Origin of the sequence: Thermosynechococcus sp. NK55a (assembly GCF_000505665.1) — a bacterium.
Taxonomy (GTDB): domain Bacteria; phylum Cyanobacteriota; class Cyanobacteriia; order Thermosynechococcales; family Thermosynechococcaceae; genus Thermosynechococcus.
This window is the reverse complement of sequence record NC_023033.1, coordinates 438,494-463,834: the sequence shown is the minus strand read 5'-3', so window position 1 is coordinate 463,834 and position 25,341 is coordinate 438,494. Positions and strand designations below refer to the sequence as shown.

At 53.9% G+C, this 25,341-nt stretch carries 23 protein-coding genes; 12 read left to right on the top strand and 11 right to left on the bottom strand.

The genetic code is table 11. The features are described 5' to 3' along the window. Window positions 1-78: 78 nt before the first annotated feature. From ahcY to bchB, 3 genes are all read right to left on the bottom strand, one after another. On the bottom strand, window positions 79-1,368 hold the full coding sequence (ahcY, locus tag NK55_RS02250) for an adenosylhomocysteinase (protein ID WP_024124216.1): 1,290 nt from the start codon (window positions 1,366-1,368) through the stop codon (window positions 79-81). Between the two features lie 50 nt (window positions 1,369-1,418). Further along, window positions 1,419-1,799 carry a hypothetical protein gene (locus NK55_RS02245; RefSeq protein WP_024124215.1) on the bottom strand — a complete coding sequence of 127 codons (381 nt, stop codon included), beginning with the start codon at window positions 1,797-1,799 and terminating at the stop codon, window positions 1,419-1,421. Between the two features lie 83 nt (window positions 1,800-1,882). Beyond that, window positions 1,883-3,409 carry a ferredoxin:protochlorophyllide reductase (ATP-dependent) subunit B gene (gene bchB, locus NK55_RS02240; RefSeq protein ID WP_024124214.1) on the bottom strand — a complete coding sequence of 509 codons (1,527 nt, stop codon included), beginning with the start codon at window positions 3,407-3,409 and terminating at the stop codon, window positions 1,883-1,885. Window positions 3,410-3,607: 198 nt separating this feature from the next. Here bchB and NK55_RS02235 point away from each other — a divergent pair, with 198 nt between their 5' ends. Both NK55_RS02235 and gatB read left to right on the top strand, forming a co-directional pair. Continuing rightward, window positions 3,608-4,756 (top strand): citrate synthase, encoded by a 1,149-nt coding sequence (locus tag NK55_RS02235; RefSeq protein WP_024124213.1) that lies wholly within the window; start codon window positions 3,608-3,610, stop codon window positions 4,754-4,756. Between the two features lie 135 nt (window positions 4,757-4,891). Then, on the top strand, window positions 4,892-6,412 hold the full coding sequence (gatB, locus tag NK55_RS02230) for an Asp-tRNA(Asn)/Glu-tRNA(Gln) amidotransferase subunit GatB (RefSeq protein ID WP_041429431.1): 1,521 nt from the start codon (window positions 4,892-4,894) through the stop codon (window positions 6,410-6,412). Here gatB and NK55_RS02225 read toward each other — a convergent pair. Genes NK55_RS02225 through NK55_RS02215 form a run of 3 tightly spaced genes read right to left on the bottom strand, consistent with a single transcriptional unit; the run spans window position 6,368 to window position 10,792 of the window. Next, window positions 6,368-7,912: a bifunctional ADP-dependent NAD(P)H-hydrate dehydratase/NAD(P)H-hydrate epimerase gene (locus NK55_RS02225; RefSeq protein ID WP_024124211.1), complete on the bottom strand. Its 1,545-nt coding sequence runs from the start codon at window positions 7,910-7,912 to the stop codon at window positions 6,368-6,370. The genes gatB and NK55_RS02225 overlap by 45 nt on opposite strands. After that, window positions 7,909-9,048, bottom strand: a complete 1,140-nt coding sequence (locus NK55_RS02220; protein ID WP_041428972.1) for an anhydro-N-acetylmuramic acid kinase — start codon at window positions 9,046-9,048, stop codon at window positions 7,909-7,911. The genes NK55_RS02225 and NK55_RS02220 overlap by 4 nt, the downstream gene beginning before the upstream one ends. Before the next feature lie 19 nt (window positions 9,049-9,067). Then, entirely contained in the window at window positions 9,068-10,792 is a 1,725-nt protein-coding gene (locus NK55_RS02215; RefSeq protein WP_024124209.1) for an ABC transporter permease subunit, read from the bottom strand. 148 nt (window positions 10,793-10,940) lie between these two features. Here NK55_RS02215 and pyk point away from each other — a divergent pair, with 148 nt between their 5' ends. The 6 genes from pyk to NK55_RS02185 all read left to right on the top strand — a co-directional run bounded on the left by pyk (window position 10,941) and on the right by NK55_RS02185 (window position 16,537). Further along, entirely contained in the window at window positions 10,941-12,374 is a 1,434-nt protein-coding gene (gene pyk / locus NK55_RS02210) for a pyruvate kinase (RefSeq protein WP_024124208.1), read from the top strand. A gap of 52 nt (window positions 12,375-12,426) precedes the next feature. Then, window positions 12,427-13,134 carry an SIMPL domain-containing protein gene (locus NK55_RS02205; protein WP_024124207.1) on the top strand — a complete coding sequence of 236 codons (708 nt, stop codon included), beginning with the start codon at window positions 12,427-12,429 and terminating at the stop codon, window positions 13,132-13,134. A gap of 60 nt (window positions 13,135-13,194) precedes the next feature. Continuing rightward, window positions 13,195-14,496 (top strand): DUF3370 domain-containing protein, encoded by a 1,302-nt coding sequence (locus tag NK55_RS02200; RefSeq protein WP_398508289.1) that lies wholly within the window; start codon window positions 13,195-13,197, stop codon window positions 14,494-14,496. 71 nt (window positions 14,497-14,567) lie between these two features. Continuing rightward, entirely contained in the window at window positions 14,568-15,740 is a 1,173-nt protein-coding gene (gene moeB / locus NK55_RS02195) for a molybdopterin-synthase adenylyltransferase MoeB (RefSeq protein ID WP_024124205.1), read from the top strand. 162 nt (window positions 15,741-15,902) lie between these two features. Continuing rightward, the gene (locus NK55_RS02190; protein WP_024124204.1) at window positions 15,903-16,370 is read left to right on the top strand and encodes a photosystem I reaction center protein subunit XI; all 468 of its coding nucleotides are present in this window, start codon (window positions 15,903-15,905) and stop codon (window positions 16,368-16,370) included. Window positions 16,371-16,420: 50 nt separating this feature from the next. Beyond that, on the top strand, window positions 16,421-16,537 hold the full coding sequence (locus NK55_RS02185) for a photosystem I reaction center subunit VIII (protein WP_011058237.1): 117 nt from the start codon (window positions 16,421-16,423) through the stop codon (window positions 16,535-16,537). A gap of 104 nt (window positions 16,538-16,641) precedes the next feature. On the opposite strand, the gene NK55_RS02180 is transcribed toward NK55_RS02185, so the two are convergent. The 5 genes from NK55_RS02180 to NK55_RS02160 all read right to left on the bottom strand — a co-directional run bounded on the left by NK55_RS02180 (window position 16,642) and on the right by NK55_RS02160 (window position 22,087). Further along, a complete protein-coding gene (locus tag NK55_RS02180; protein WP_024124203.1) occupies window positions 16,642-17,175 on the bottom strand; it encodes a tetratricopeptide repeat protein in 534 nt (177 codons plus the stop codon). Between the two features lie 125 nt (window positions 17,176-17,300). Further along, window positions 17,301-18,515: an MlaD family protein gene (locus NK55_RS12300; RefSeq protein ID WP_051372759.1), complete on the bottom strand. Its 1,215-nt coding sequence runs from the start codon at window positions 18,513-18,515 to the stop codon at window positions 17,301-17,303. Between the two features lie 41 nt (window positions 18,516-18,556). Further along, window positions 18,557-20,197 carry an L-aspartate oxidase gene (gene nadB / locus NK55_RS02170; RefSeq protein ID WP_024124201.1) on the bottom strand — a complete coding sequence of 547 codons (1,641 nt, stop codon included), beginning with the start codon at window positions 20,195-20,197 and terminating at the stop codon, window positions 18,557-18,559. A 46-nt stretch (window positions 20,198-20,243) separates the two neighbouring features. Further along, window positions 20,244-20,648, bottom strand: coding sequence for a photosystem II complex extrinsic protein PsbU (gene psbU, locus NK55_RS02165; protein WP_024124200.1), 405 nt, complete (start codon window positions 20,646-20,648; stop codon window positions 20,244-20,246). Between the two features lie 239 nt (window positions 20,649-20,887). Next, window positions 20,888-22,087, bottom strand: a complete 1,200-nt coding sequence (locus tag NK55_RS02160) for an adenylate/guanylate cyclase domain-containing protein (protein WP_024124199.1) — start codon at window positions 22,085-22,087, stop codon at window positions 20,888-20,890. Between the two features lie 364 nt (window positions 22,088-22,451). Here NK55_RS02160 and NK55_RS02155 point away from each other — a divergent pair, with 364 nt between their 5' ends. The 4 genes from NK55_RS02155 to dnaB all read left to right on the top strand — a co-directional run bounded on the left by NK55_RS02155 (window position 22,452) and on the right by dnaB (window position 25,126). Further along, window positions 22,452-22,946: a photosystem I subunit III precursor, plastocyanin (cyt c553) docking protein PsaF gene (locus tag NK55_RS02155; protein ID WP_024124198.1), complete on the top strand. Its 495-nt coding sequence runs from the start codon at window positions 22,452-22,454 to the stop codon at window positions 22,944-22,946. A 37-nt stretch (window positions 22,947-22,983) separates the two neighbouring features. After that, the gene (gene psaJ, locus NK55_RS02150; protein ID WP_011058244.1) at window positions 22,984-23,109 is read left to right on the top strand and encodes a photosystem I reaction center subunit IX; all 126 of its coding nucleotides are present in this window, start codon (window positions 22,984-22,986) and stop codon (window positions 23,107-23,109) included. Window positions 23,110-23,303: 194 nt separating this feature from the next. Next, window positions 23,304-23,762 carry a 50S ribosomal protein L9 gene (gene rplI / locus NK55_RS02145; protein ID WP_024124197.1) on the top strand — a complete coding sequence of 153 codons (459 nt, stop codon included), beginning with the start codon at window positions 23,304-23,306 and terminating at the stop codon, window positions 23,760-23,762. Between the two features lie 14 nt (window positions 23,763-23,776). Next, on the top strand, window positions 23,777-25,126 hold the full coding sequence (gene dnaB / locus NK55_RS02140) for a replicative DNA helicase (protein WP_024124196.1): 1,350 nt from the start codon (window positions 23,777-23,779) through the stop codon (window positions 25,124-25,126). Window positions 25,127-25,341 lie beyond the last annotated feature (215 nt).

Below are 25,341 nucleotides of genomic sequence, written 5' to 3'. Positions count from 1 at the left end.
AAGCTGCATCCTTATAGATTCAGCGAGGATGCAGCAGAAAATGCTTTATTACGGATTATTACGGATCGGCCGGTGTGTCTAAGTGCCAGAGGTCCAAGAGTTCATGTACTCCACCTGTTCAGGGGTGAGGGTGTCAATGGCAATGCCCATGGCTTGGAGTTTTAAACGGGCAATTTCCTGATCCACTACTGCGGGAATGGGGTGGATGCCGGCAGCCAGGTGACCTTTGTTTTTAACGAGATATTCACAGCCAAGGGCTTGGTTGGCAAAGCTCATATCCATGACACTGGCGGGGTGGCCTTCGGCAGCCGCAAGGTTAATCAGGCGGCCTTCACCCAAAACAATGATGGATTTGCCACTAGGGAGAATGTATTCCTCGGTGAAGTTGCGGACGACACGGACTTCCTTGGCAAGCGTTTTCAGGGTGGCGAGGTCAATTTCGATGTCAAAGTGACCGGAATTAGCAACCATTGCTCCATCTTTCATGACGGCAAAGTGCTCTGCCCGAATGACATGTTTATTCCCCGTCACGGTGATGAAAATATCCCCCAGGGGTGCAGCTTCGAGCATGGGCATGACGCGGAAGCCATCCATAACCGCTTCAATGGCGCGCACGGGATCGATTTCGGTGACAATCACATTGGCACCCATGCCCCGTGCCCGCAGAGCTGTCCCTTTACCGCACCAGCCATAGCCAGCTACGACAACGGTTTTGCCGGCAAGGAGAATGTTTGTTGCCCGAATAATGCCATCTAGGGTGGATTGACCCGTGCCGTAGCGGTTATCAAAGAAGTGTTTGGTGTCAGCATCGTTGACGTTAATGGCAGGGAAAGTCAGGACGCCATCGCGGAACATGGCCTTGAGGCGGACAATCCCGGTGGTGGTTTCTTCGGTGGTGCCAATAATCTCGCTGAGCTGGTGCTGGCGCTCCTTGACGAGGGTGGCAACCACATCACAGCCGTCATCAATGATGATGTTGGGGCGGTGATCAAGGGCAATGTTGACGTGGCGCCTGTAGGTGGCGGTGTCTTCCCCTTTCTGGGCAAAGACCGGGATGCCGTAGTTCACTACCAAGCTAGCGGCCACATCGTCTTGGGTGGAGAGGGGATTACTGGCAATGAGCACTGCATCGGCTCCTCCGGCCTTGAGGGCGATCGCCAGATTAGCGGTTTCTGTGGTCACATGGCAGCAGGCGGCCAAGCGAATACCTGCAAAGGGCTTTTCTTTCTCAAAGCGATCGCGAATTTGGCGCAGTACTGGCATTTCCCGACTGGCCCATTCAATCCGTTGCTGCCCTAAAGGGGCAAGGCTCAAGTCTTTGACATCGTGACGAACAGGGGCTTCAGATTTTATGGGAGAAGACACCATACTGCGGTTCCTGAAAAAGGCTACGGCTCCCCATTATACGCAAGAATTGCCTAGGGGGAATTCTTCCGCAAGGCCCAACTGGTAACCGTACCACCGGGAACAATGGGCAAATTCACGGTGGCAATTTCCAAAAGATACCCTTTGCGATTGCGAAACTGAAAGGTGCAGATATCCACCCCCACCCGTTGGCAGGCCATCAGTTCGCTATAGCCCTGACTGAGCAGATAGGCCACAGTTGGTGTTGTCATTGTTGGATTCGCCATTGCTGGATTGACCACGGGTTGCCAACCACGCTCAATGAGACGTTGACGGACATCGGCATAACTCATGCCTTGGCGTAAACGCGGTACCCGCTGGGCAAGGGCACTCGGCGCAAAGCCCACCCCTGCTGCCAGTAAAGCAAGGGCAATGATGCGTTTGAGCAATACCATAGCAATTGGTGATAACAATTGGTGGTTAGATGCCAACTGTTATACGCTGCAACGGTCAGGTTCATACAGGGTTGAGGATGGACTTAAGCCCCCACGGCTTCTTTGGCGGCATAGAGGACGTCCACAGTAATCTCGCTAATCCCCCGTTCGCGAGCAAATTTTTCAGTGTTGCGCTTTACCTTGCCGCGCACAAAGCCCGGAATCTTGTTCAATTCCGCTAGCCCATCCGCTGTCCATGTCAAATCCGAGTCGGCGGAGAGTCCTTTGTGGATCACTTCCTTGGTATCATGGCCACCAAAAATCTCTAGCAGGTGGTCTTCCATGCCCAAAGTGAAGGAGTTGTAGATTAAGTCTACCAGTTGATTGGTGCCCTCGTAGCCCAAGAAGGGCCGATAGCCCACGGGAAAGTCTTGGATGTGGATGGGGGCAGCAATGACACCACAGGGAATGTTGAGGCGTTTGCCCACATGGCGTTCCATTTGCGTGCCAAAGATAGCAGCAGGTTCAACGCGGGCGATCGCGTCCCCAACCACTGTGTGGTCATCGGTAATCAGTACCTCGTCACAAAAGCCCGCCACCTCTGCCCGGAACCAATCGGCGTCGTATTTACAGTAGGTGCCTGCCCAAACAACGTGGATACCCATTTCCCGACTGAGAATTTTTGTCATCGCTGCTGCATGGGTATTGTCCCCAAAAACAACCGCCTTTTTACCAGTGAGGTTTTGGCAATCAATGGAGCGGGAGAACCAAGCGGCTTGGGACACCTCCTGTGTTTGCTGCTGGATAAAGGCTTCATAGTTCACATTTGCCCCCTGAGCATTGAGCACCCTTTGAATGGCACGGATACAACGGGCGGTTTCTACCACACCCATTGGCGTAATGCGGACGCTCGGCTGGCCAAATTCCCTTTCTAGGTATTGGGCGGTGAGGCCACCAATTTCCCGATAGGGGACAAGGTTAAACCACGCTTGGGGGAGTCGCGCCAGATCCTGGACGCTGGCCGCCGCAGGAATCACCAAATTCACCTGAATGCCAAGCTCGGCCATCAGTTGCTTTAGTTCGCGGCAATCGTGCTGGTTGTGGAAGCCGAGGGTGGTGATGCCGATGATGTTGACGCTAGGGGTGGGGGTTTTGCTTGTCACTAAGGTGCTTTGGCGGCGGGCTTTGTCAATATAAAACTGAACGATTTGCTCAAGGGTGCGATCGGCGGCCTGCAATTCGTTGACGCGATAGTGATTGACATCTGCTAAGAGAACATCGGCAGTCGTGCTGAGGCTGGCGCGCTGGACAAAGTTTTGCAAGTCTTCTTGCAGAATGCTGGAGGTACAAGTGGGGGTGAGCACAATTAAATCAGGGTGCTCTTCAGTGTCTTTGCGGGTGATATTGTCCACGACTTTTTCTTGGGAGCCGCGTGCTAAGACATGGCGGTCCACAATACTGGCGGTGACAGGTGTAAAGTCGCGCTCTCGTTCGAGCATTGATCGCATGACGTTGAAGTAGTCATCCCCAAGGGGCGCGTGCATAATGCTGTGAACATTTTTGAAGGAACTGGCAATCCGCAGAGTACCAATGTGGGCAGGCCCTGCATACATCCAGTAGGCAAGTTTCATCGCGTCAACTCCTGGGGCAAAGGTGTTTTGATGTCCGATCGCGATCGTAGCGAGGCTCTTTCCCTAGCTCACCAACACGTTGCAAAACTTGAAGGAAGTGGGAAAGCCGCTTAACATACCAACATCTTTCCTCTCTCCCGTAAAATTGATAAATACTGCAATTCCAACTTAGTTTGCCCCTTTTAAGGACACCCACGCATGGTTGCTTGCGAATTTAGCCCCGGTCTTGACGGTATTCCCGTTGCTCAATCGGCCATTAGCTATGTGGATGGCCAAGCAGGCATTCTTGAGTATCGCGGTGTCCCGATTCAGGAACTAGCGGAGAAAAGCACGTTTTTGGAAACCGCCTTTCTCTTGATTTGGGGCTACTGGCCGAACAAGGAGGAGTTGGCGGCCTTTGAGCACGATATTACCTACCACCGCCGCGTTAAATATCGCATTCGCGACATGATGAAATGCTTTCCCGAAAGTGGCCACCCCATGGATGCGCTGCAGGCCTCGGCGGGAGCCTTGGGATTGTTCTATTCACGGCGGGCACTCGACGATCCAGAGTACATTCGGGCAGCGGTGATTCGCCTTCTGGCAAAAATTCCAACGATGGTGGCGGCCTTTCAACTGATCCGCAAGGGAAATGATCCAGTCATGCCCTGTGATGAACTGGACTATGCGGCCAATTTTCTCTATATGCTGAATGAGCGGCGGCCGGATCCCTTTGCAGCGCGGGTATTTGATATTTGCTTGATTCTCCACGCGGAGCACACGATGAATGCCTCTACCTTCTCGGCGCGGGTGACGGCCTCGACGTTGACAGACCCTTACGCCGTGGTTGCTTCAGCGGTGGGTACGCTGGCAGGGCCACTCCACGGGGGCGCCAATGAAGATGTGATCAATATGCTCGAAGAAATCGGCAGTGTCGAGAATGTTCGTCCCTATGTGGAAAAGTGTATCCAAAATAAGATCAAAATTGCTGGGTTTGGCCACCGTGTGTATAAGGTCAAAGATCCCCGCGCCACGATTTTGCAAAAGTTGGCGGAGCAGTTGTTTGATAAGTTCGGCGGCGATCGCTACTACGACATTGCCCTGAAACTGGAGGAAGTGGTGGGCGAATACCTCAGCTACAAGGGAATTTATCCCAATGTAGACTTTTACTCTGGTCTTGTCTATCGGCGGTTGGGAATTCCCAGTGATTTGTTTACGCCGGTGTTTGCGATCGCCCGCGTCGCCGGTTGGCTAGCCCACTGGAAGGAACAACTGGAGGCCAACCGTATCTATCGCCCCACCCAAGTCTATACGGGTGCCCACAATCGGCCCTATGTGCCCATGGAGGAACGCAATCATCGCCCCTAACTCTTAACTCTTGATCTGCAATTCCTGACTAAGCTGCTTTATAGTGACGGTACCCCTGTGGAGTTTCTGATGGCAAAGGCAAAATCAAATCAACGGCAAGCATCAAAAGCGTCGCAAGCCACTCAATCAACCCCGATGCAGCAGGCAGCAACCGCTGCCCCTGAACCCACCCCTGTAGATGCCGCTAGTCTCACCTACGAGGCGGTGATTGGCCTAGAGATTCACTGCCAACTAAGTACCCAAACAAAAATTTTCTCCTCTAGCTCGACCCAGTTTGGAGCACCCCCAAATACCAACATTGATCCAGTGTGTTTGGGTTTGCCGGGGACGCTCCCTGTGTTGAATGAAAAGGTTCTCGAGTATGCCGTAAAGGCAGGTTTAGCCCTCAATTGTCAGATTGCCCCCTACAGCAAGTTCGATCGCAAGCAGTATTTTTATCCCGACTTGCCGAAGAACTATCAAATCTCGCAGTACGATCTGCCCATTGCCCAGCATGGCTATCTGGAGATTGAACTGGTGGACGACAAGGGGACGGCCCGCCGTAAAAAAATTGGCATTACTCGCCTGCACATGGAGGAAGATGCCGGCAAGTTGGTGCATGCGGGGAGCGATCGCCTGTCTGGCTCCACTTACTCCCTAGTGGACTTGAATCGAGCAGGGGTGCCCCTTGTGGAGATTGTCTCCGAGCCAGATCTGCGCACCGGTCAAGAGGCGGCAGAATATGCCCAAGAACTGCGGCGCATTCTTCGTTACTTGGGGGTTTGTGATGGCAATATGCAGGAGGGCTCGCTGCGCTGTGATGTCAATATCTCCGTGCGGCCAGTGGGCAGCAAGACCTTTGGCACAAAGGTGGAGATTAAAAACATGAACTCCTTTAGTGCCATCCAACGCGCCATTGACTATGAAATTGAGCGACAAGTGGCTGCCCTCAAAGCGGGGGAACCCATCGTTCAAGAAACCCGGCTCTGGGATGAGGCCACGCAAGAAACGCGAACCATGCGGGTCAAGGAAGGCTCCAGTGACTATCGCTACTTTCCTGAACCCGATCTCGGACCTATTGAGGTCAGTGCTGAGCAACTGGCGGCATGGCGCGCTGAGCTGCCCGAACTCCCTGCCCAAAAACGCCACCGCTATGAATCTGAGTGGGGATTACCGCCGCAGGATGCCCGCGTTCTCACCGATGAGCGAGCCGTTGCTGAATACTTTGAGGCGACCGTTGTCGCAGGGGCACCCCCAAAATTAGCGGCCAACTGGATCATGGGGGATATTACCGCCTATCTCAAGGAACAAAAACTGGCGATCGAGGCACTACCCCTGCAACCGGCGGCATTGGCGGAGTTGATCCAACTCATTGAGGCGGGCACCATTAGTGGCAAAATTGCCAAGGAGATCTTGCCCGAATTACTTTCCCAAGGGGGTTCTCCAAAAGCCCTTGTGGAGCGCAAAGGCCTCAGCCAAATTTCTGATGTTGCCACCCTAGAGGCAATGATTGATGAGGTACTGGCAGCACATCCCAATGAACTGGAGCAATACCGCGCTGGCAAGACCAAACTTCAAGGCTTCTTTGTTGGCCAACTGATGAAAAAAAGTGGCGGGCGTGCCGATCCGAAGCTAGCAAATCAACTCTTGGCTAAAAAGCTCAACCCTGGCAGCTAGGGCGCGGCGCAGTGTCGGCAACAGGTGAGCAATCAACTGTTCGGGATAAACCCCTAGGGAGGTCGCCTGTTGTTCCGCTGCAAGGGCTGCTTGGGCATGCCACCAAACACCCCCATAGGTTGCTCTAAGCGCCTCCTGCTGTGCCAAAAGGCCGCCAATGAGTCCAGTGAGCACATCGCCACTGCCGCCCCGGGCAAGGGCAGGAGTACTGTGGGGGTTGATCCAGAGGTCACCGCTCGAAGAGGCAATGGCCGTCCGTGCCCCCTTGAGAAGCACAATGGCGTTGCTACGACTAGCGGCTGCAATCACTTGATCAAGGCGATCGCCCCCGGCGCTGACAAGGTCAGGAAAGAGCCGTCGAAATTCACCATAATGGGGGGTCAAGATTGTGCCCCTGGGCAGCGGCCATGGGGAGAGGGTCGCTAAGATGTTCAGAGCATCTGCATCCAGGAGGAGGGATTTCCCTGCCCTGAGCACTGTTTCCACCACTGAGCCTGCCTCAGGGGTTAGCCCCGGCCCACAGGCAATGGCGGAAAATTTCCCTAACTCTAGGCTCTCGGACAAGCGGGCGATCGCCCCCCTAGCTGTTTCGGGACAGCCGACAACAATGGCATCGGGGACTCGTGATAGCACAAGGGACTTCAGGGATTGGGGCACGGCCACCACGAGCATTCCCACACCCGTACAGCGGGCGGCTAGGGCACTGAGGAGAATACTGCCACCAAAGTGGGCAGAGCCGCCAATGAGTAAAAGCTGACCCTGCTGATACTTGTGGGTAATAGGCGATCGCGACAGGGGCAATGCTTGCCAACAGGAAGCATCCAGGCAATATCGCCGAGGCGCAGTAGCCAAGGCTGTTTCAATCACTACTGAGGGAATATCAAAGGGGATTAAGACACCCTGTCCCACCCAAGGTTGTGCCTCCTCCACCAGTAGCCCCCGCTTCCAGAGTCCTAAACAGAGGGTGCGATCGGCCTGAATTGCGGTGCCCAACACTACCCCCGTATCACTGTGTAGCCCCGAGGGGACATCAATGCTCACCCGCGGTTGCCCCCAAGTGTTGATCTGATCAATGGCATAGGCCAGTTCACCTGTCAGTTCCCGCTCTAGGCCAAAACCAAAGAGACCATCCACAACCAGGTCAACTTCCTGCAACGCCTCCACTCTCTCCACAAAGGGCAGACCCAGAAAGCGAGCATAGCGGGCATGATCCGCCGTCAGGGGCTTGAGCCGCTCAAAGGGCTGCCAGAGTTTGACCCGATAGCCGCGGTGCCAGAGTTCCCGCGCCACCACCAGGGCATCACCGCCATTGTGACCAGGCCCTGCCAAGACCGCCACGCAGGGATACTGGGAGGTTGGAAAATGCTCCCGCAGATAGTGACTCAATCGCTGCCCCACCTTTTCCATTAGGGCAGGAATGGGGAAGCCGGCATCGAACATTGCCCCCTCAATTGCCTGCATTTCCGCAGTGGTGACAATCGCTGGAAATGTCGGTTTCATCGCTGTCCCAGCCAACGTTGACCCAAGGGAACTGCTTGGCGCGCCCCCGTGACCTGGGGCAAATTGCCCGGCAGGCCCAACTCATGCCAGTAGGCCAAAATGGCGAAGGCGATCGCCTCCTTTGCATCCACCGGTAGGCCAGCCGTCGCCGTGGTTTCCAGGGGAATTTCTCCTAAATGTACTTGAAGGCGCTCCCTGAGGAATCCATTGTGGGCACCGCCGCCACAGAGCAAGATCCGCTGTGGTTTTTGGGGCAAAAATTGGCCATAGCTTTCAACCATACTGCGAGCTGTAAATTCCGTTAGCGTCGCTAGAATATCCGCAGGTGCCAAACCCGTGGCATCGGCGCGGCACCGTTGCCAAAAGGGCAGACCAAAGTATTCGCGGCCAGTGGACTTCGGAGGCGACTGCTGAAAAAAGGGATCCTGCAGCCACTGCTCCACCAGGGGCTCGATAATTTTGCCCTGCCGTGCCCATGTGCCATCAGCATCATAGGTCAATTCACCGCCCGATAACTCCGTTACGGCCAGATCAAGCAGCATATTGCCGGGACCGGTATCCCAGCCCATGACCCCTTTCCCCTCAGGATCCTCAAGCTGAGAGGGCAAGTAGGTGACATTGCCGATCCCACCGATGTTTTGCACACAACGGACTTCCGTGGGATGACCCAGCAGACACCAATCCACCCGCGGCACAAGGGGCGCCCCCTGACCACCCAAGGCAATATCCTGGGCGCGAAAGTTGGCAATGGTGGTCATGCCTGTACTCCAAGCAATCCAATCCCCCCGTCCCAGTTGCAGGCTGTAGCCTAGGCGATCGCCCGCGGGGGGGCGATGAAAGACCGTTTGACCGTGGGAGCCAATAAGCTCTGCCCGTGGATAGCCCTGTTGAACCGTTTGCGCCGCATGGGCGAAGGCCGCGGCGATCGCCTCATCCAACGCCGCCAACTCAGCCAGGGTCAAGGATTTCGCACCACAAACCTCAAGAATACGTTGCCGCAGGGCGTCTGGATAGGGCACCGTACAAAAATTTAGCACCGTTACCTGAAGGTCGCGATCGCCCCCCTGTAGCTCCACTAACACCGCGTCAATGCCATCGACAGAGGTTCCGCTCATCAGGCCAATGACACGCATCATCTGCCCCCCCAGCAGTTGATTACAACAGTTGATATTTTGTTTCCGCCAAGCGGTAGAGGGGGCGCCAAACCAGGCGGTTGGTCAAAACCACCAATAACGACATCACCGCCGTTGCTGCCATCAGTAGCGGAAAATCTCCCCGAACGCTAGCCTCGGAAATGGTGGCCCCCAAGCCAAGGGTTTGCGCCGTTTGATTTTGAAATTCCACATATTCACTGACGATGCTGGAATTCCAAGCTCCCCCCACAGCGGTAATGATGCCCGTAATCAAATAGGGAAAAATTCCGGGTAAGATTAGCGTGCGCCACCGCTGCCACCAAGGGAGTTGATAGACCACCGCTGCTTCGAATAATTCTGTGGGAATCGCTTGGGCACCGGCAATCACATTAAAGAGGATGTACCACATCGTGCCCAGCATCATCAGCGCCACAGACCCAATCTCCAAGCCCCCGCCTACATTGGCCAGGACCAACAGCAGAACTGGAAACAAAGCCGTGGCCGGCACCGATGCTGCAATTTGAACAATGGGTTGCAAGATTTGAGCAGCACGCGGATTGCGACCGATCGCCACCCCCACAGGCACCGTCCACAGTAGCGAGAGAATGAGTGACGTCATTACCCTCAGGGTTGTCAGTACTGCCCCCAGAGTAATTTGCTGCCATTGTTGCCAACTCACCTTGAACATTTGCTGCAGAAAGGCGATCGCCCCCCAACCCACGAACACAACAAAAATCAGCAAAATGATGAGGGTGATCGGCCAGTTACCTTGGCGATTCTGGGGTGTGAAGGATTGACGGGGGTGTTTGGGGCGCAACTGCTCATCTAGTTGTTCCCAGAGGGGGGCAAAGAGGTTTTGGTGGAAGGCTCGCAACGTTGGCGATCGCCGCAGAAAATCAAGAACGAAGGATTTAGGAACATTCTCCGCCTCGACTATTTCGATCTTGAATTTTTCGCCCCAGGCAATCAGAGGGCGCCACACCAAAATATCAACAATGATGATGACTCCAATCAGAACTGCCAAGCCGTAGATCAAAGCGGCATAATCCTGTTGGTTGGCTGCTTCCGCCAGATAGGAGCCTAACCCTGGCAACGTAAAGGTTTTCTCGCCAATAGTAAAGGACTCGATCGCCATCAGGAAAAACCAGCCGCCAGCCACCGACATCACACTATTCCAGATCAGGCCAATGGCGCCCGCCGGTAAATCTAGCGTCCACACCTGCTGCCACCACCCCAAGCGATAAATTTTTGCTACCTCCCGCAGCTCCTGGGGCACGCTAGTCAAAGACTGGTAAAAGCTAAACGTCATGTTCCAAGCCATCCCCGTGTAGATGAGGATAATAGCTGCCAGTTCTACGCCCATACGGCTCCCCGGAAAGAGAGCAATGAGGGCCAGCACCACCCCCGGCAAAAATGACAGCACGGGAATCGATTGCAGAATATCCAGCAGGGGTAGCAGGATTTTTTCAGCAGTGCGGTTATAGTAGGCGATATAGGAATAGAGGATGCTAAAGACCAAGGAAATAATGTAGGCAATGAGCATCCGCAGCAGCGTTTGAGCAGTATAACTTGGCAAGACCGCCGGACTCAGCTCAATGGTGATTGTGGGGTCATAGCGTCCTGTAAACTGAGCCGCTGTGCTGACAATCCAAAAGATCAGGGCAATCAAGGCCAAAATAATCAGGCCATCTTGCCAGGTCCAAGCACGATTCAGTGTTTGATTATCGGGGGTAAGGGGGCGTGTCATCGCGGCCTCCAGCGGTTATCTCCACGAGGCAAATTATAGCCACATCCCTGTAGCCGTAAAAGTTAATAGTGAATGCAAGCCAGGACACCACTGAATTCCCTGACCTATGTCTAAGATTTAGGAGAGCATTAAGCTACCCCCCGCTCCTATGCTTTTGCGTCGCACCAAAATTGTCGCTACCATTGGCCCTGCCAGTCGATCGCGGAAAGTGATTCAGCAGATGCTGGCCGGTGGCATGAATGTGGCACGGTTAAATTTCTCCCACGGTGACTACAAAGATCATGCCGAAACTATTGCTCTGCTGCGACAAGTGGCCAATGAAGAAGCAACCCCCCTGACGCTACTGCAAGATTTGCAAGGTCCTAAGATTCGTGTCGGCCAGCTTCCTAAAGGGAAGATTGAATTAGTGGAAGGGGAGCAAGTCCACCTCGTGCCGCTGACTAAGGAAAAGACGCAGGGCATTGGCATTGATTATCCTTACCTTGCCGAAGAGGCGCAGCCGGGAATGCAGGTGCTTTTGGATGATGGTCTTTTGGAATTAGTGGTCGAGGCCATTGAGGGAGATCGGGTCACTTGCCGGGTGGTGCAGGGGGGCACCCTCAAAAGCCGGAAGGGGGTGAACCTACCGGATCTCAATCTGCGGTTGCCTTCCCTCACAGACAAAGATAAGCAGGATATTCAATTTGGTATTGCCCAGGGGGTTGATATTATCGCCTTGAGTTTTGTGCGCCGAGCTGAGGATCTCTGGGAGTTGCGGCAGTACTTAGCGGCTCATGGTGCCGGTGATATGCCCGTACTGGCAAAAATTGAGAAACCCCAAGCGGTGGAAAATCTCGCAGCCATTTTGGGGGTAGCCGATGCGATTATGGTTGCCCGAGGCGATCTCGGTGTGGAGATGCGGGTCGAAAAGGTGCCGCTGCTGCAAAAGCAAATTATTCGCGAGTGCAACTACCGCTCTATTCCTGTGATCACAGCGACCCAAATGTTGGAGAGTATGATCCACAATCCCCGACCGACACGGGCAGAGGTCAGTGATGTTGCCAATGCCATTCTCGATGGTACAGATGCAGTGATGTTGTCGGGCGAATCTGCGGTGGGTGCCTTTCCTGTGCAGGCGGTGAAGATGCTAGGGCGAATTGCAGTAGACGTGGAGGCGCACCTTACGTTTGACAATATGCCCGCCTACCGCAATGATGAGACCCATGCACTGGGTGAAGCCTTAACCGCCATTACCCAAATCCTCGATCTGCGGGCGATCGCCTGTTTTACAGAAACGGGTTACACCGCAACCATTGCCGCTGGGGAACGGGTGAAACCGATGATTGTCGCCTTTACCGATCGCCCGCGGGTTTATCATTGGATGAATTTGCTCTGGGGTGTGAAGCCAATTCTTTTGGAAACGCTCCCTATGAGCTTTGAAGGGATGATTGCCGTGGCCGAAAACCAGCTCAAAAAGCGCCAGGTGGTCAGCGAGGGCGATAAAATTTTGATTCTAGGTGGCATTCCTGCCCAAACCCCCCAAGGAACGAATTTTATTAAAATTCATACCATTGGCGCCCAAAGGGGAACAGAATCCCAGTGAGAGGCGGTCTGGAGAGAAACAAGGTCCACGAGAGTTTGTGGTGAGTGCCGCTGTGAAACATCCGTTGACACCTTTTTATACCCTCGGTCTTGCTACTCTGCTGGTTGGGGGAGCTATGGTGATTGCTGAGCAACCTGCTGTGAGTCAAGAAGCCCAACGTATCCTGACGGTCACAGGTCGAGGGACAGAAGCCATTTCAGCAACCCTGGCCCAAGTCAGCCTTGGGGTTGAGGTTCAAGGTCGCACGGCTCAGGAGGTACAGCAGGAGGTGGCGCGGCGAGCCAATGCAGTTTTGGCGGTTTTGCGGGCACGGGAGGTCACTCAACTGCAAACCACAGGGCTGAGTCTCAATCCAAATTATCAATACACCGACAATCAGCGGATACTGGTGGGATATATCGGGCGCAATACCGTGAGTTTTCGCATTGCTAGCGATCGCGTGGGGCCACTCCTTGACGCTGCCGTGCAAGCTGGCGCAACCACGATTGACAATATTAGCTTTACGGCACCAGAGGCCACTATTGCCGCTGCCCAACGCACTGCCCTGCAGCGGGCGACCCAAGATGCCCAAAGCCAAGCCCAAGCAGTGCTGAGTGCCCTCAATCTCCAACCGCGCCAAGTGTTGAGCATTCAAATTAGTCAGGCGGCACCTCCCCCAAAACTCTTCACCGTTCGTGCAGCAACGATGGCCGATAGCACCCCTGTCGTCTCTGGGGAATTGCAGGTGGAGGCGAGTGTAACGCTGCAAATTAGCTACTAGGTCTCGGTGATGGCGATTGATTTCCGCTGGTGGTTGGGGAGCTGCGCGGCACTGGTTGCTATGTCTCCAGGGTTGGCTCAGGGGCCGGCAACGATTGAAAAACCCCAAAAAGTCCTCCCTTTACCGGGGGCCCTCGATCAGGTGCCTGTGTTTAATAGCAATAGCCCAGAGGTGGTACAGCGACCGGGCATCCTTCTTTCTACCTTTCCACCAGAGGGCAAAGGGACTCCCAAGGCCCACTTGAACTTTGCCTTTCGCGATCGCTTTGATATCTTTGTCCACCATATTGCTAAGCCCCTTGACCCGCAGAATCTCACCACCCTCTACCTAGGGATTCTCGCCTACAACCCCAGTTCTGAAGCGGTAACGGTGAACCTGATCTATGCCGCCAGTTACCTGAGTCAACCCGATGCTCCCTTCCGCTCCCTGCCCAGTCAGCAGGCCAATGATCTAGGCCAAATTTTTGCGGGTCCGGGCGATCGCGTCATGCTGGATATTTTGCGACAACGGCGGCAATCGGGCTGGCCAGCACAAATCCGAATTCCCCCACGCAGTTATGCCCTGATTGCCAATTTACCGATTCCTGTGAAGGGGCTAGACCCACCCCTCAATGGCCGTTCGCTGCTGATTCGTGCCCGCAGCAGTGGCAACATTTACCTCGCCAGTTTAGCCCGCTTTGGCAATGAACCGCCGACCCTAGAGCAATGGCAGCAGACCCTAATGACAGGGGAACTCGTCACTCCCCGCGATCGCGCCCCCACCTCCCCCAATCAGGGGGGCCAGATCATCTATGGCCGAGTCGCCGGCGTTGCCCTCGGCTCCCGCTGGCACAATCCCCAACAGCAACCAATTCCCATTCCCACAGGGGGTACCGCCTTGTCCTATCCTATTAGTTCGTTAGTGGCAGGGCGCTTGGGCACAGGACAAGTGCAAACGGCTCCCCTCGTGGTGCGCTATCCGGATACGGCCTATGCTGCCCACGGCAACTATGGGGTTGAATATGATTTAGTGCTGCCCCTCCAAAACACCAGCGATCGCCCCCAGACCGTTCGCCTTGCCCTCCAAACCCCCATCAAGTTCGATGCCCCCGCCCCTGGATTGCAGTTTTTTGCTGAGCCGCCCAACCGTATCTTCTTCCGAGGCAGTGTCCGATTGCGCTTCCGCGATGATCAAAGCACCCCCCAAAGTCGAATCATTCACCTTGTCCAACGCCAAGGACAGCAGGGGGACGATCTTGTGCGGCTCACCCTACAGCCCCAAGAAATCCGCTGGGTACAGTTCACCATGCTCTATCCGCCAGATGCGACACCACCCCAAGTGTTGACAATTGAAACTTTGGCAGATCCCCTGTCGCGCCCCTAAGTAAAATGGAAATCATCCCCTCACCCTTACTGATCGGGTTAGATCAGCCGCATTTTTTATGAAGGGCTACCATGCTAAATCCAGACCTTTCTACGATTGAACTAACGAAAGAGGACTATGAACGCTATTCCCGCCATCTGATTTTGCCGGAGGTGGGTGTCGAGGGTCAAAAACGCCTCAAAGCTGCCAGCGTGCTTTGCATTGGCACCGGTGGATTGGGATCGCCCCTGCTGCTCTATCTCGCCGCTGCGGGTATTGGCCGCCTTGGCATTGTAGATTTTGATGTTGTCGATAATTCCAATTTGCAACGGCAAATCATCCACGGCACCTCCTGGGTGGGCAAGCCCAAAATTGAATCGGCCAAGCACCGCATCCTTGAAATCAATCCCTACTGCCAAGTTGATCTGTACGAAACTCGCTTGAGCGCCGCCAATGCCCTTGAGATTATGGCGGATTATGACATTGTGGTGGATGGCACCGATAACTTCCCCACCCGCTATTTGGTGAACGATGCCTGTGTGCTTCTGAATAAGCCCAATGTCTATGGCTCCATCTTTCGCTTTGAAGGCCAGGCCACAGTCTTTAACTATGAAGGCGGCCCCAACTACCGCGATCTCTACCCGGAACCCCCGCCGCCGGGTCTGGTACCCTCCTGTGCCGAAGGGGGCGTTTTGGGCATCCTACCGGGAATTATTGGGGTCATCCAAGCCACGGAGACCATTAAAATCATTCTTGGTAAAGGCACAACCCTCAGTGGTCGCCTTTTGCTCTTCAATGCCTTAGACATGAAATTCCGTGAACTCAAACTGCGTCCCAACCCCGAGCGACCAGTCATTGACAAGCTGATTGACTACGAAGAATTCTGTGGTATTCGCCAAGCGAAAGCTCAGGAGGCCGCCCAAATGGCAGACATTCCCGAAATGACAGTGCAGGAACTCAAAGCCTTGATGGACAGTGGCGCCCAAGATTACGTTCTTGTGGATGTGCGCAACCCCAATGAGTACGAAATTGCTAGGATTCCCGGCTCTGTTCTTGTTCCCCTATCGGAAATTGAAAATGGCTCGGGTGTGGAAAAAATCCGCAGTTTGGTGAATGGCCATCGCCTTTTGGTGCACTGCAAGATGGGGGGGCGCTCTGCCAAAGCCTTGGGCATCCTCAAACAGGCTGGCATTGAGGGAATCAATATCAAAGGGGGCATCAACGCTTGGAGTCAGGAAGTCGATCCCAGCGTACCCACCTACTAACCCAAGCTCGGGGGCAGGGCAGCGTAAGGGGATGTTGCGATACATGAACTTTCTTGAAGAGAAGCAGGCTGTCTCTCGCGCGATCGCCCGCCCTTGCCTAGAATAACCACTTAGGTCTGTGCCTGTGCGCGGACATGACGGAATGCTAGGGAAATAAAAATCATGGCAGAAGAACTGATTAAGCCATACAATGGCGATCCCTTTGTGGGTCACCTCTCAACACCCGTTTCTGACTCTGGCCTCGTGAAGACGTTTATTGGCAACCTACCCGCTTATCGTCAAGGCCTCTCCCCAATTCTGCGGGGCTTGGAAGTGGGTATGGCCCATGGTTACTTCCTCATTGGCCCTTGGGTCAAGCTTGGTCCGCTGCGGGACTCTGATGTAGCCAACCTAGGCGGCTTAATTTCGGGGATCGCCCTCATTTTAATTGCCACGGCTTGCTTAGCGGCCTATGGTCTGGTCAGTTTTCAAAAGGGGGGCAGTAGCAGCGATTCCCTGAAAAGCGGTGAAGGTTGGAGTCAGTTCACGGCTGGCTTCTTTGTGGGTGCCATGGGGGGTGCCTTTGTTGCCTTTTTCCTCCTTGAAAACTTTGCTGTTGTTGATGGCATCATGACTGGCCTCTTTAACTAGAGCCTTGGTCACACTTTGCTTTTGATTACCCAGAAGGAGAACCGCTGATTATGATGGGATCTTATGCTGCATCCTTTTTGCCTTGGATTTTTATTCCCGTGGTCTGTTGGCTAATGCCCACGGTGGTGATGGGGCTGCTGTTTCTTTACATTGAAGGAGAAGCCTAAGCCGAGGGCTAACTTACCCAGATAAATACCAAAGAATTGAGAACTGGTTGGGAAATGTCCTGGCCAGTTTTTTTGCTAACTAGTTTTTGCTTGACTAGGTATCCTCAAGCTGCCGCACCACTGAGTCGTTTTTTCAGAGAATTCACCCGCCGTTGGGCGATCGCGTTGTTGGGGTCGTATTTCAGCGTGTGCTGATAGGCCTCAAGGGCTGGCTGGGGGAGGTTCTTCTTCTCATAGGCGTGACCTAGGTTGTTGGCTGCAGTCACATACGCCGGTTGATTTTTGAGGGCTTCTTTGTACTGGCGAATCGCCAAGTCATACTGCTCTTGCATGAAGTAGGCATAGCCAAGGGCATTGTAGATGGGGGCAAGACAGGTTTCGCCTTCGCTTTCAGCCGCCTTCAGGGCCTTTTGAAACAGGGGAATTGCCTGGCTAGCGAGTTTCTTAGTGAGGTAAATGCTGCCTAGCTCAAAGTATTCTTGGGTAGTGCCCGGTTCTTGCTTGAGTTTCCGTTGGAGGCGTGCCAAGCTAGACTCAATACGGCGGGTTTTAAGAATTTGTTTGACCACAAACCAAGCTGAGACGCCCAGTAGAATAATCAACACACTTAAATAAACCGCAGGTAAGGCATTCTCCATGATTGGTTTTATCCTCAATCAATTCCTTGCAAATTTCGACTTTATGCATTTATTCCTAGGTCTATGATAAACAGCGCTGACCCAGTTCCGCCTAGCAATCTTCCCATTGCCAGTTAGGGAGGACGTTAGGGATCTCTGGAGATAGCTGCTTCCTCTTCGTTTTCTTTAGGAGGTGTTGCAGCCACAGTGGGAATGGGTACAAGCGTTGGCGGCGCAGCTTCAGTTGCCCTTAGGGAGGTGGCATGAAGAGCTAATAATTGCTGCTCAAGGTCTTGGCTTGAGGCCAGCAGGCGCCTGAGGATTTGAATTAAGCGCCGTAAATCGGACTGAAAGGATGGATTGCTGGTTAGTTTAAGGAGGTCATTGGTGAGTTTCTGGGCATTGATGAATGTGGCCCGCGCGGCATCTAAGGTTTGGGCGATCGACAGCATAACGATAGGACTACTTAACGCCCCAGAGACTTTATTGAGATTGGCGGCTGCTTGGGCACCATTTTTAATTAGGGCATCCAAATTCGCTAGCAATTCCCCCTGCTCCAGTTGATTTGTCAGGGGGCGCAGTGCTTTGAGTGTGGTTCTCAACTCTCGGGCAGCACCGTCAATGTTGCGCAAAGTAGAGTTAATTGTATCGCGGTTCACTTCAACGATTTCACTGATTTGGTTGGCTGCACGAGTCACTGCTTGCGAGGCCGTGCCAAAGTTCCGTAGTTCAACACGGGCTTCATTACTGAGGGCGTTGAAGCTATCGAGGGCAGTGGTGACCTTTGTCAGGGATTGATCAGCACGGTTCACAACGCGGGTTGCCCCCAAAATGAGGGTATTGGCGTTGTTGATAAGGCCTGATTCTTCAAGGGCAGTGGTAAAACGAGTTGCGGCTCGCACCAAATCTTCTAGGCTGGCAGTGCGCACCCCGGTCACGCGATCGCCATTGCAGTAAACCACCGCTGGTTGGCACTTGGGGGCAAAGGCGGTGACCTCCTTGGGAATCTCCGGTACCCGCTCCTTGGGAGTAAAGTCCAAGAAGGCCTGACCAAGAAAGCCCGACTGGCGAATCTCCGGTACAGCACTCCGCGGAATCAACACATTATTGATGCGCACACTCACTTGGACACCATTGGCATCAAAACCAATGGCCGTGACTCGTCCCACCTGGACACCCCGATAGCGCACCTGTGTTCCCACTGCTAAGCCCGGTGCTGTGTCCAATTCCACCTCAAGGGTGTAGCTATTGGCACCGGCAAGGTGGCCCCGCAACCAGAGGAGGCCGACCCCCAATGTTGCTAAGCCCGCAAGGATAACCAGGCCCACCAAACTTTCCTGCACACGCCGTGACTGCATCATAGGGATAGATCACCGCAAAAAATTTTTGGAATCTATAGCAACTATAGTTTACTCTGAAGGCCTTGAATTGCTGCTTTTTGCCAGTGTTCTCCCCAAATCAGGGTGTGCATTTGCCAGTTGGGATCGGGTTGGGGGTAGTCTTGGCGGTAGTGACCACCGCGACTTTCCTCACGAAAGAGGGCACTTTTGAGAATTAAATAGGCAATATCCAAGAGATTGCGTAGCTCGCCCCATTCCCAAAGGGTGTCCTGCCCGGCTTGATTGCTGAGGGTGTAGGAGTAATTGGGGTCTAGTTCATGAAAGGCGATCGCAACTGGATGAGCCAGCAATTGTTGGCGCCATTCCTTCACTTGGGAAAGAGCGGCCATCAATGGGGGAGCATCGCGACAAATCCCTGCACTTTGCCACAGGAGTTCCCGCAACTCTTGGCGCCACTGACGAAAGCTCACTGGCTCAATTTCAAGGGATTTCTGGCCAACAGGGAACACTGCCAAGGGAAGGGGCTGAGGATCCAGGTGGGCAAGTTGAGCCGAAAAGACAAAACATTCCAAAAGGGAGTTACTGGCTAGGCGATTGGCACCATGGACACCAGTACTAGCTACTTCGCCAACGGCATAGAGGCCGGGAAGGCTGGTTTTGGCCTGTAAGTCGGTGACGACTCCCCCCATCCAGTAATGGGCTGCCGGAGACACCGGAATGGGTTGCTGCTCAACATCAATGCCCCACTGCCGACAGACAGCAATGATTTTCGGAAAGCGGTGGTGCAGGCGATCGCGGGGAAGGGGTCGTAAGTCTAGCCAGACATGGGGGGCATGGGTGTGCTGAAGGTGACGGTAAATGGCACGACTGACAATATCCCGGGGGGCCAGCTCGCCAGCAGGATGGTAATCCGCTACAAAGCGATGACCTGTGTTGTCAATTAAATGCGCCCCTTCACCCCGTACTGCTTCACTGATGAGAAATCGCGGTGCCCCCTCGACGGCTAGGGCAGTGGGATGAAACTGAAAAAACTCGACATCGCGAATGTGGGCGCCGGCTCGCCAGGCCATTGCCACACCATCGCCAGTACTGAGGGGGGGATTAGTAGTTTGGGCAAACACTTGACCGCCACCCCCCGTAGCGAGAATGACCGCCCCCGAGCGCAGCCACTGGAGCTGTCCCTGATGCAACAGACACACCCCACAGCATCGCCCCGACTCTAGCCACAGATCAAAGACAAAGCTATTGGGCAAAAGCGTGATATGGGGTGCAGCAGTCACCTGTTTGAGCAGTGTCGTAATTAGGGCTTGTCCGGTGGTATCAGCGGCATGGAGTACTCGAGGACGAGAATGGGCAGCTTCGAGGGTCAAAGCCGGGCGATCGCCCGCACGATCAAAGGCGACCCCCATTGCCAACAGGCGCTCCACCTGTGTCGGTGCCTGCTCAACCAAAAACTGGACACTCACTGGATCACAGAGACCAGCCCCCGCAGCAAGGGTATCTTGGGCATGGAGCGAGGGAGAATCCGTAGGATCAATGGCCGCAGCCATACCGCCCTGGGCCCAGCCGCTGGCCGATTGCTGGAGATCGGTTTTTGTGATCAGGCCAACGCGATAGGTGGCAGGAAGGGCAAGGGCAGCACTGAGACCCGCAGCACCACTGCCAATGATTAAGACATCAAATCCAGAAGTTGCGGGAGTCAACGCTAACCCAAAAGCATGTTATTGCCAATATAGCTAACGAGGCTGACTACTTGTATAGTCCATTATTGTAGCGATCGCCCCCCTCAACGAGAGCCGTTTCCACCTCGGTGACGGTGAAGTGATCCAGGTTTTGGCGCAGAATTTCCTTTTGCCGTTCTGTTAGACCGGGGATGTTGAGGACATCTTCAACGGATTGATAGGGTGCATTTTTAACAATTAATTTAGCCAGAGTTGGATAGAGGCCGCGGTACTGGATGAAGGCGGCAATGTTGGTATTGTTGAGGTCAATTTTTTCGCCATAGGCAGTGCCGAGTTTCTCATCGACCACATTGACCAGTTCTTCCGCGGTGGATGCAGTTGCCGCCAAGGTTGGGGCACTCCAGTTGATCCAGCCCAACAGGCTAACGCCCACAAAGTAAGCCAATGCTAGCCAGCGGCCCAAACGTTGCATAATTCCTTTACCTCCCAAATCTCACAGGTCATTACCAAAAACAGCGGTTCATTAAGAATGAAAGCAAAGAACTGACCACATCGCACAGCCAGCGCAGGCGGCAGTCACCGATCGCCAGCAGGATGACAGAGGCACCTGAGGCATTACACCTACATATAGACCACTGTCTAGGCTGCCCCCTACAGGTGATTCAATCATACCAGACAGAAGCCGTCCCTTCATCGCCTTTTTCAAGGTGTTTAATGTAGGGTGTCTCTGCTTTTGAGGGCTTGGTCAAGGAAGGAATGCAGGTCATCAAAGGTGCCTACATAGGCAGGCACAGGGGCTTCATAGCCCTTCAGATTCAGGACTTGAAGTTGAAATGGCACAGGGGTTGGACAAGATTGCACAAGGTAGTGGTAGGTGGTTGCTCCCATGGCCAAATCAGCGGCAATGGTTTTGGTGGCACTCTCAAGGCGAAAAGCAGCATTAACGGTATCTCCCAAAGCAGTGTAATCTGGGCGATCGCCACTTCCTGTATTGCCCACCATTGCATAGCCCGTATTCAAGCCAGAACCAATGCGCAATGGCCACGGCAAGGGATATTGCTGGTGCAGTTCTCCCGTCATGAGCCGTAAATCCTCTAAGGCAGAGAGGGTGTGGCAAATTTCTTGACAGCCAATCTCCTCGCTTTCGTGGATCCAAACTGCCATTACCGCATCCCCGATGTACTTGTCCACCCAGCTACCATATTGCCGAATAATTTCCCCTGCCCGATGAAACCACGTGCCAATGAGTTCCGACAGCAGCTCCTCTTCTAACTGCCGTGTGAGTTTCGTAAAGTCACGAATATCCACGACCAGAACCGTCAATAGGCGGCGGACATGGAGAAGGGCCGTGGAGGAGCCTTCGGATTGCAGCAAAGACAAAGCGGCATTGTCGGCAAACAGGGGGGCAAAGGGTTCATTAAAAAAGTCGAGTTCCGTTTGGCCAAAGGTAATGCGATCGCCATTGTGCAGGGCAACGGGAATGCTGACGCGGCGACCGTTGACAAACGTGCCATTGCGACTGCCGAGATCAATGAGATAAAACTCCCCCTGTCCGAGGCGCTGAATCATGGCATGGTTCCGTGACATCCAGCGATCGCTGAGGACAATGGAATTGTCTTCACTGCGGCCAATTGTCCAGCAGTTCCCCCCCGTTAAGGGAAAATAACAAACCGTGTCCTCGCTCACCAGCGCTAGATGAGGTTCTGGAGGGGCCGGCGCTCCCGGATGAAGGACCTCAGGGACCCCGGGAATTTGCAAGAGGGCATGGCGCAGTTGATTAATAATTTGCTGCTGACGCAAAATAATCGCCACTAATTGTTGGGGAGGTAAGGTCTCTAGAATCTTCTTCTCAGGCAAGTCAAACGTCGGGTCAGCATCCATGGGGGGCAAGGCAGGAGAAAAATGTTGCATACCAATTCTTCATAGGTGCTAAAACCAAAAGCCGCTCATCTTGGGTTGCTTTTCCCCGACTAGACCGACGCGCAAATGCTTGAAAGCTTTAGCTTATAAGGCATGGATCCAATTTAGCAAAGGGGCTGGGGTTATCTCAATAGGAATAAGCCTTGACGCTGCTGCCTGAGATTACTGTGGGATCGCTGGCATTGATAGAGCGATCGCCAGAGGAAGCATTAGTCACTATTTGCCCTCGTAAAAATTATTAACCTTTCCCCTAGGGTTGGGTTGAGGCCCATCCGCTAAAATGATGGCAGCTTTGGGAGGGATTGCTCTCTCCGCGAATGCACTTTGACCTGTCTGCATTTGAGGACAACACTCCATGCGTCGATTGTTAGCCCTACTCCTTGTTTTGACCCTGTGGCTAGGCTTTACCCCCCTAGCTTCTGCTGACGTGGCCGGACTCGTTCCTTGCAAAGATTCCCCGGCATTTCAAAAGCGGGCCGCTGCTGCCGTCAATACCACCGCTGATCCCGCCTCCGGCCAAAAACGGTTTGAGCGCTACAGCCAGGCCCTCTGTGGCCAAGATGGCTTGCCCCACCTTGTTGTGGATGGTCGCCTCAGCCGCGCCGGTGATTTTCTGATTCCCAGTGCGCTGTTCCTGTATATTGCCGGCTGGATTGGCTGGGTGGGTCGCGCCTACTTAATTGCCGTGCGCAACAGCGGTGAGGCCAACGAAAAAGAAATCATTATTGATGTCCCCCTTGCCATTAAATTTATGCTTACGGGGTTTGCCTGGCCTTTGGCCGCCCTCAAGGAGCTGGCAGCGGGTGAACTCACCGCCAAAGACAATGAAATCACTGTTTCTCCTCGCTAACTTCACTGCCGTTGACTGTGATTAAGGACAACGTACCATGAAACATTTTTTGACCTATCTTTCTACTGCGCCCGTGCTGGCCGCCATTTGGATGACGATTACCGCTGGGATTTTGATTGAATTTAATCGCTTCTATCCCGACTTGCTCTTCCATCCCCTCTAAGTGAACCCTTAACTTTTGAACAAACTCGGTCTAAGGGTGGAACAGTGTTCTGCCCTTTTTTTGTCGCGATCGCGCAGTGCACCCTAGGTGTTCGCCCCCGAAGACTATAAAATAGTTGTTTGTCCTAAAATAGCAGCCGTAGCCACTAGCGCTGACGCTTGCTGTTAATCCGTATACACTGAAAGAGGATCCCCATGGCAAAGCGGGTGCAAGTTGTCTTGAATGAAACCGTCAATAAACTCGGGCGAATGGGTCAAGTCGTCGAAGTCGCCCCCGGCTATGCCCGTAACTACCTATTTCCGAGGGGGATTGCCGAGCCAGCAACCCCCAGTGCCCTACGGCGGGTAGAGCGGCTCCAAGAAAAGGAACGGCAGCGCCTTGCTGAACTCAAGGTCGTTGCTGAAAAACAAAAAGCCACCCTGGAAAAACTGGCCACTATTACCATCTCCATGCCTGCGGGTGAAAAAGATATGCTCTTTGGCAGTGTCACGCCCAAGGATGTGGCCGAGGCAATCCAGGCCATCACGGGCGAAACCGTTGACCGTCGTGACATAGTTCTGCCGGAAATTCGTAAATTGGGCACCTATGCCGCTGAAATCAAGCTCCATCCCGAAGTGAGTGTCAAACTCAATATTCAAGTTGTTCCCGACTAGGGCGAACCTATCTAATGGTTCAGGAGCCGAGTTTTCAGCTTGATAGTGAACTGATTCCCCCCCAGAACCTCGAAGCCGAAGAGTGGATTTTGGGGGGTATTCTCTTAGATCCGGAAGCCATCAACCGGGTGGTGGATATTTTGCCGGTTGAGGCTTTTTACCTCAGGGCCCACCGCGAGATCTATCGGGCGATGGTTTCTCTCCACAGCCGCGGCAGCCCTACGGATCTGCTGTGTGTCACTGCTTGGCTACAGGATCAAGAGCTATTAGAGAAAGTGGGTGGACAGGCCAAACTGGCAGAATTAGTAGAACGGACGGTCAGTGCCATTAACATTGATCGTTACGCCCTCTTGGTCAAAGAAAAGTATCTGCGCCGCAAACTCATTGAAGCGGGCAACCAAGTGGTCAAGCTAGGCTACGATACCAGCCTTTCGTTGAATACCATTTTGGATCGCGCTGAACAGCAAATCTTTAGCGTTACCCAGGATCGTATTCAGCAGGGATTGACACGCACCGATGAGATTCTTACCCGTACCTTCGCGGAATTGGAGCAGCGGGCGATCGGCAATATTCAGCCGGGTTTATTCTGCAATTTTTATGACCTGGACAACCTGACCCAAGGCTTCCAGCGATCGGACTTGATTATCATTGCGGGGCGCCCTTCTATGGGCAAGACGGCGATCGCCCTGCAAATTGCCCGCCGCATTGCTGAAATTCACAATCTGGGGGTGGCCATCTACAGCCTTGAAATGTCTAAGGAACAACTGGTGCAACGGCTCCTGGCCAGTGAAGCCCGCATTGACAGCAACTATTTACGGGCGGGGCGCATCAGCCAACACCAGTGGGAACCCCTGAGTCGGGCGATCGGGATTCTCTCGCAACTGCCCATCTACATTGACGACACCCCAAATCCCACCCTTGGGGAAATTCGCTCCACTGCCCGCCGACTCCATGCCGAGCATCCCAATGGTCTCGGCCTCATTTTGATTGACTACCTGCAACTCATGGGCGGCGAAGAAACCAGTGAAGGCCGCGTCCAAGAACTCTCCAAAATTACCCGCTCCCTCAAGGCCCTGGCGCGGGAACTCAATGTTCCCGTCATTGCCCTTTCTCAACTCAGCCGCAGCGTTGAATCGCGGCAAAACAAGCGTCCCCTGATGTCGGACCTGCGGGAATCGGGATCGATTGAACAGGATGCTGACCTCGTCATTTTGCTGTACCGCGATGATTATTACAATCCCGACACCCCCGATCGCGGGATTTGTGAGCTGTTGATTGCCAAACACCGCAATGGCCCTGTGGGCACAGTGAAGCTGCTGTTTGACCCTCAATACACCCGCTTTGAAAACCTTGCCCGCGATTAGTCAAGGGGGCACAGTGTTCTGCTTTTTCCTCACCGAGGTTCGGGATCAATGGGATTGACGCCTATCTATGCTGGGGGCAAGTCCCGATTGCGCCAGCTCATCACCGAGGAGATTCCTGCCCGCATGGCGGCTGACGCCGCTTACCAAAATGCCCGCAAGAATTCCGACAAGCAGAACGCCCGCATCGAGCACGACAGGGCGCTTCAGCGGGTGAT

What these genes read in the sequence shown, in the direction of transcription:
- ahcY (WP_024124216.1), bottom strand. Translation starts at nt 1,368, where the DNA reads ATGGTGTCTTCTCCCATAAAATCTGAAGCCCCTGTTCGTCACGATGTC.
- NK55_RS02245 (WP_024124215.1), bottom strand. Translation starts at nt 1,799, where the DNA reads ATGGTATTGCTCAAACGCATCATTGCCCTTGCTTTACTGGCAGCAGGG.
- bchB (WP_024124214.1), bottom strand. Translation starts at nt 3,409, where the DNA reads ATGAAACTTGCCTACTGGATGTATGCAGGGCCTGCCCACATTGGTACT.
- NK55_RS02235 (WP_024124213.1), top strand. Translation starts at nt 3,608, where the DNA reads ATGGTTGCTTGCGAATTTAGCCCCGGTCTTGACGGTATTCCCGTTGCT.
- gatB (WP_041429431.1), top strand. Translation starts at nt 4,892, where the DNA reads ATGCAGCAGGCAGCAACCGCTGCCCCTGAACCCACCCCTGTAGATGCC.
- NK55_RS02225 (WP_024124211.1), bottom strand. Translation starts at nt 7,912, where the DNA reads ATGAAACCGACATTTCCAGCGATTGTCACCACTGCGGAAATGCAGGCA.
- NK55_RS02220 (WP_041428972.1), bottom strand. Translation starts at nt 9,048, where the DNA reads ATGATGCGTGTCATTGGCCTGATGAGCGGAACCTCTGTCGATGGCATT.
- NK55_RS02215 (WP_024124209.1), bottom strand. Translation starts at nt 10,792, where the DNA reads ATGACACGCCCCCTTACCCCCGATAATCAAACACTGAATCGTGCTTGG.
- pyk (WP_024124208.1), top strand. Translation starts at nt 10,941, where the DNA reads ATGCTTTTGCGTCGCACCAAAATTGTCGCTACCATTGGCCCTGCCAGT.
- NK55_RS02200 (WP_398508289.1), top strand. Translation starts at nt 13,195, where the DNA reads ATGTCTCCAGGGTTGGCTCAGGGGCCGGCAACGATTGAAAAACCCCAA.
- moeB (WP_024124205.1), top strand. Translation starts at nt 14,568, where the DNA reads ATGCTAAATCCAGACCTTTCTACGATTGAACTAACGAAAGAGGACTAT.
- NK55_RS02190 (WP_024124204.1), top strand. Translation starts at nt 15,903, where the DNA reads ATGGCAGAAGAACTGATTAAGCCATACAATGGCGATCCCTTTGTGGGT.
- NK55_RS02185 (WP_011058237.1), top strand. Translation starts at nt 16,421, where the DNA reads ATGATGGGATCTTATGCTGCATCCTTTTTGCCTTGGATTTTTATTCCC.
- NK55_RS02180 (WP_024124203.1), bottom strand. Translation starts at nt 17,175, where the DNA reads ATGGAGAATGCCTTACCTGCGGTTTATTTAAGTGTGTTGATTATTCTA.
- NK55_RS12300 (WP_051372759.1), bottom strand. Translation starts at nt 18,515, where the DNA reads ATGATGCAGTCACGGCGTGTGCAGGAAAGTTTGGTGGGCCTGGTTATC.
- psbU (WP_024124200.1), bottom strand. Translation starts at nt 20,648, where the DNA reads ATGCAACGTTTGGGCCGCTGGCTAGCATTGGCTTACTTTGTGGGCGTT.
- NK55_RS02160 (WP_024124199.1), bottom strand. Translation starts at nt 22,087, where the DNA reads ATGCAACATTTTTCTCCTGCCTTGCCCCCCATGGATGCTGACCCGACG.
- NK55_RS02155 (WP_024124198.1), top strand. Translation starts at nt 22,452, where the DNA reads ATGCGTCGATTGTTAGCCCTACTCCTTGTTTTGACCCTGTGGCTAGGC.
- psaJ (WP_011058244.1), top strand. Translation starts at nt 22,984, where the DNA reads ATGAAACATTTTTTGACCTATCTTTCTACTGCGCCCGTGCTGGCCGCC.
- rplI (WP_024124197.1), top strand. Translation starts at nt 23,304, where the DNA reads ATGGCAAAGCGGGTGCAAGTTGTCTTGAATGAAACCGTCAATAAACTC.
- dnaB (WP_024124196.1), top strand. Translation starts at nt 23,777, where the DNA reads ATGGTTCAGGAGCCGAGTTTTCAGCTTGATAGTGAACTGATTCCCCCC.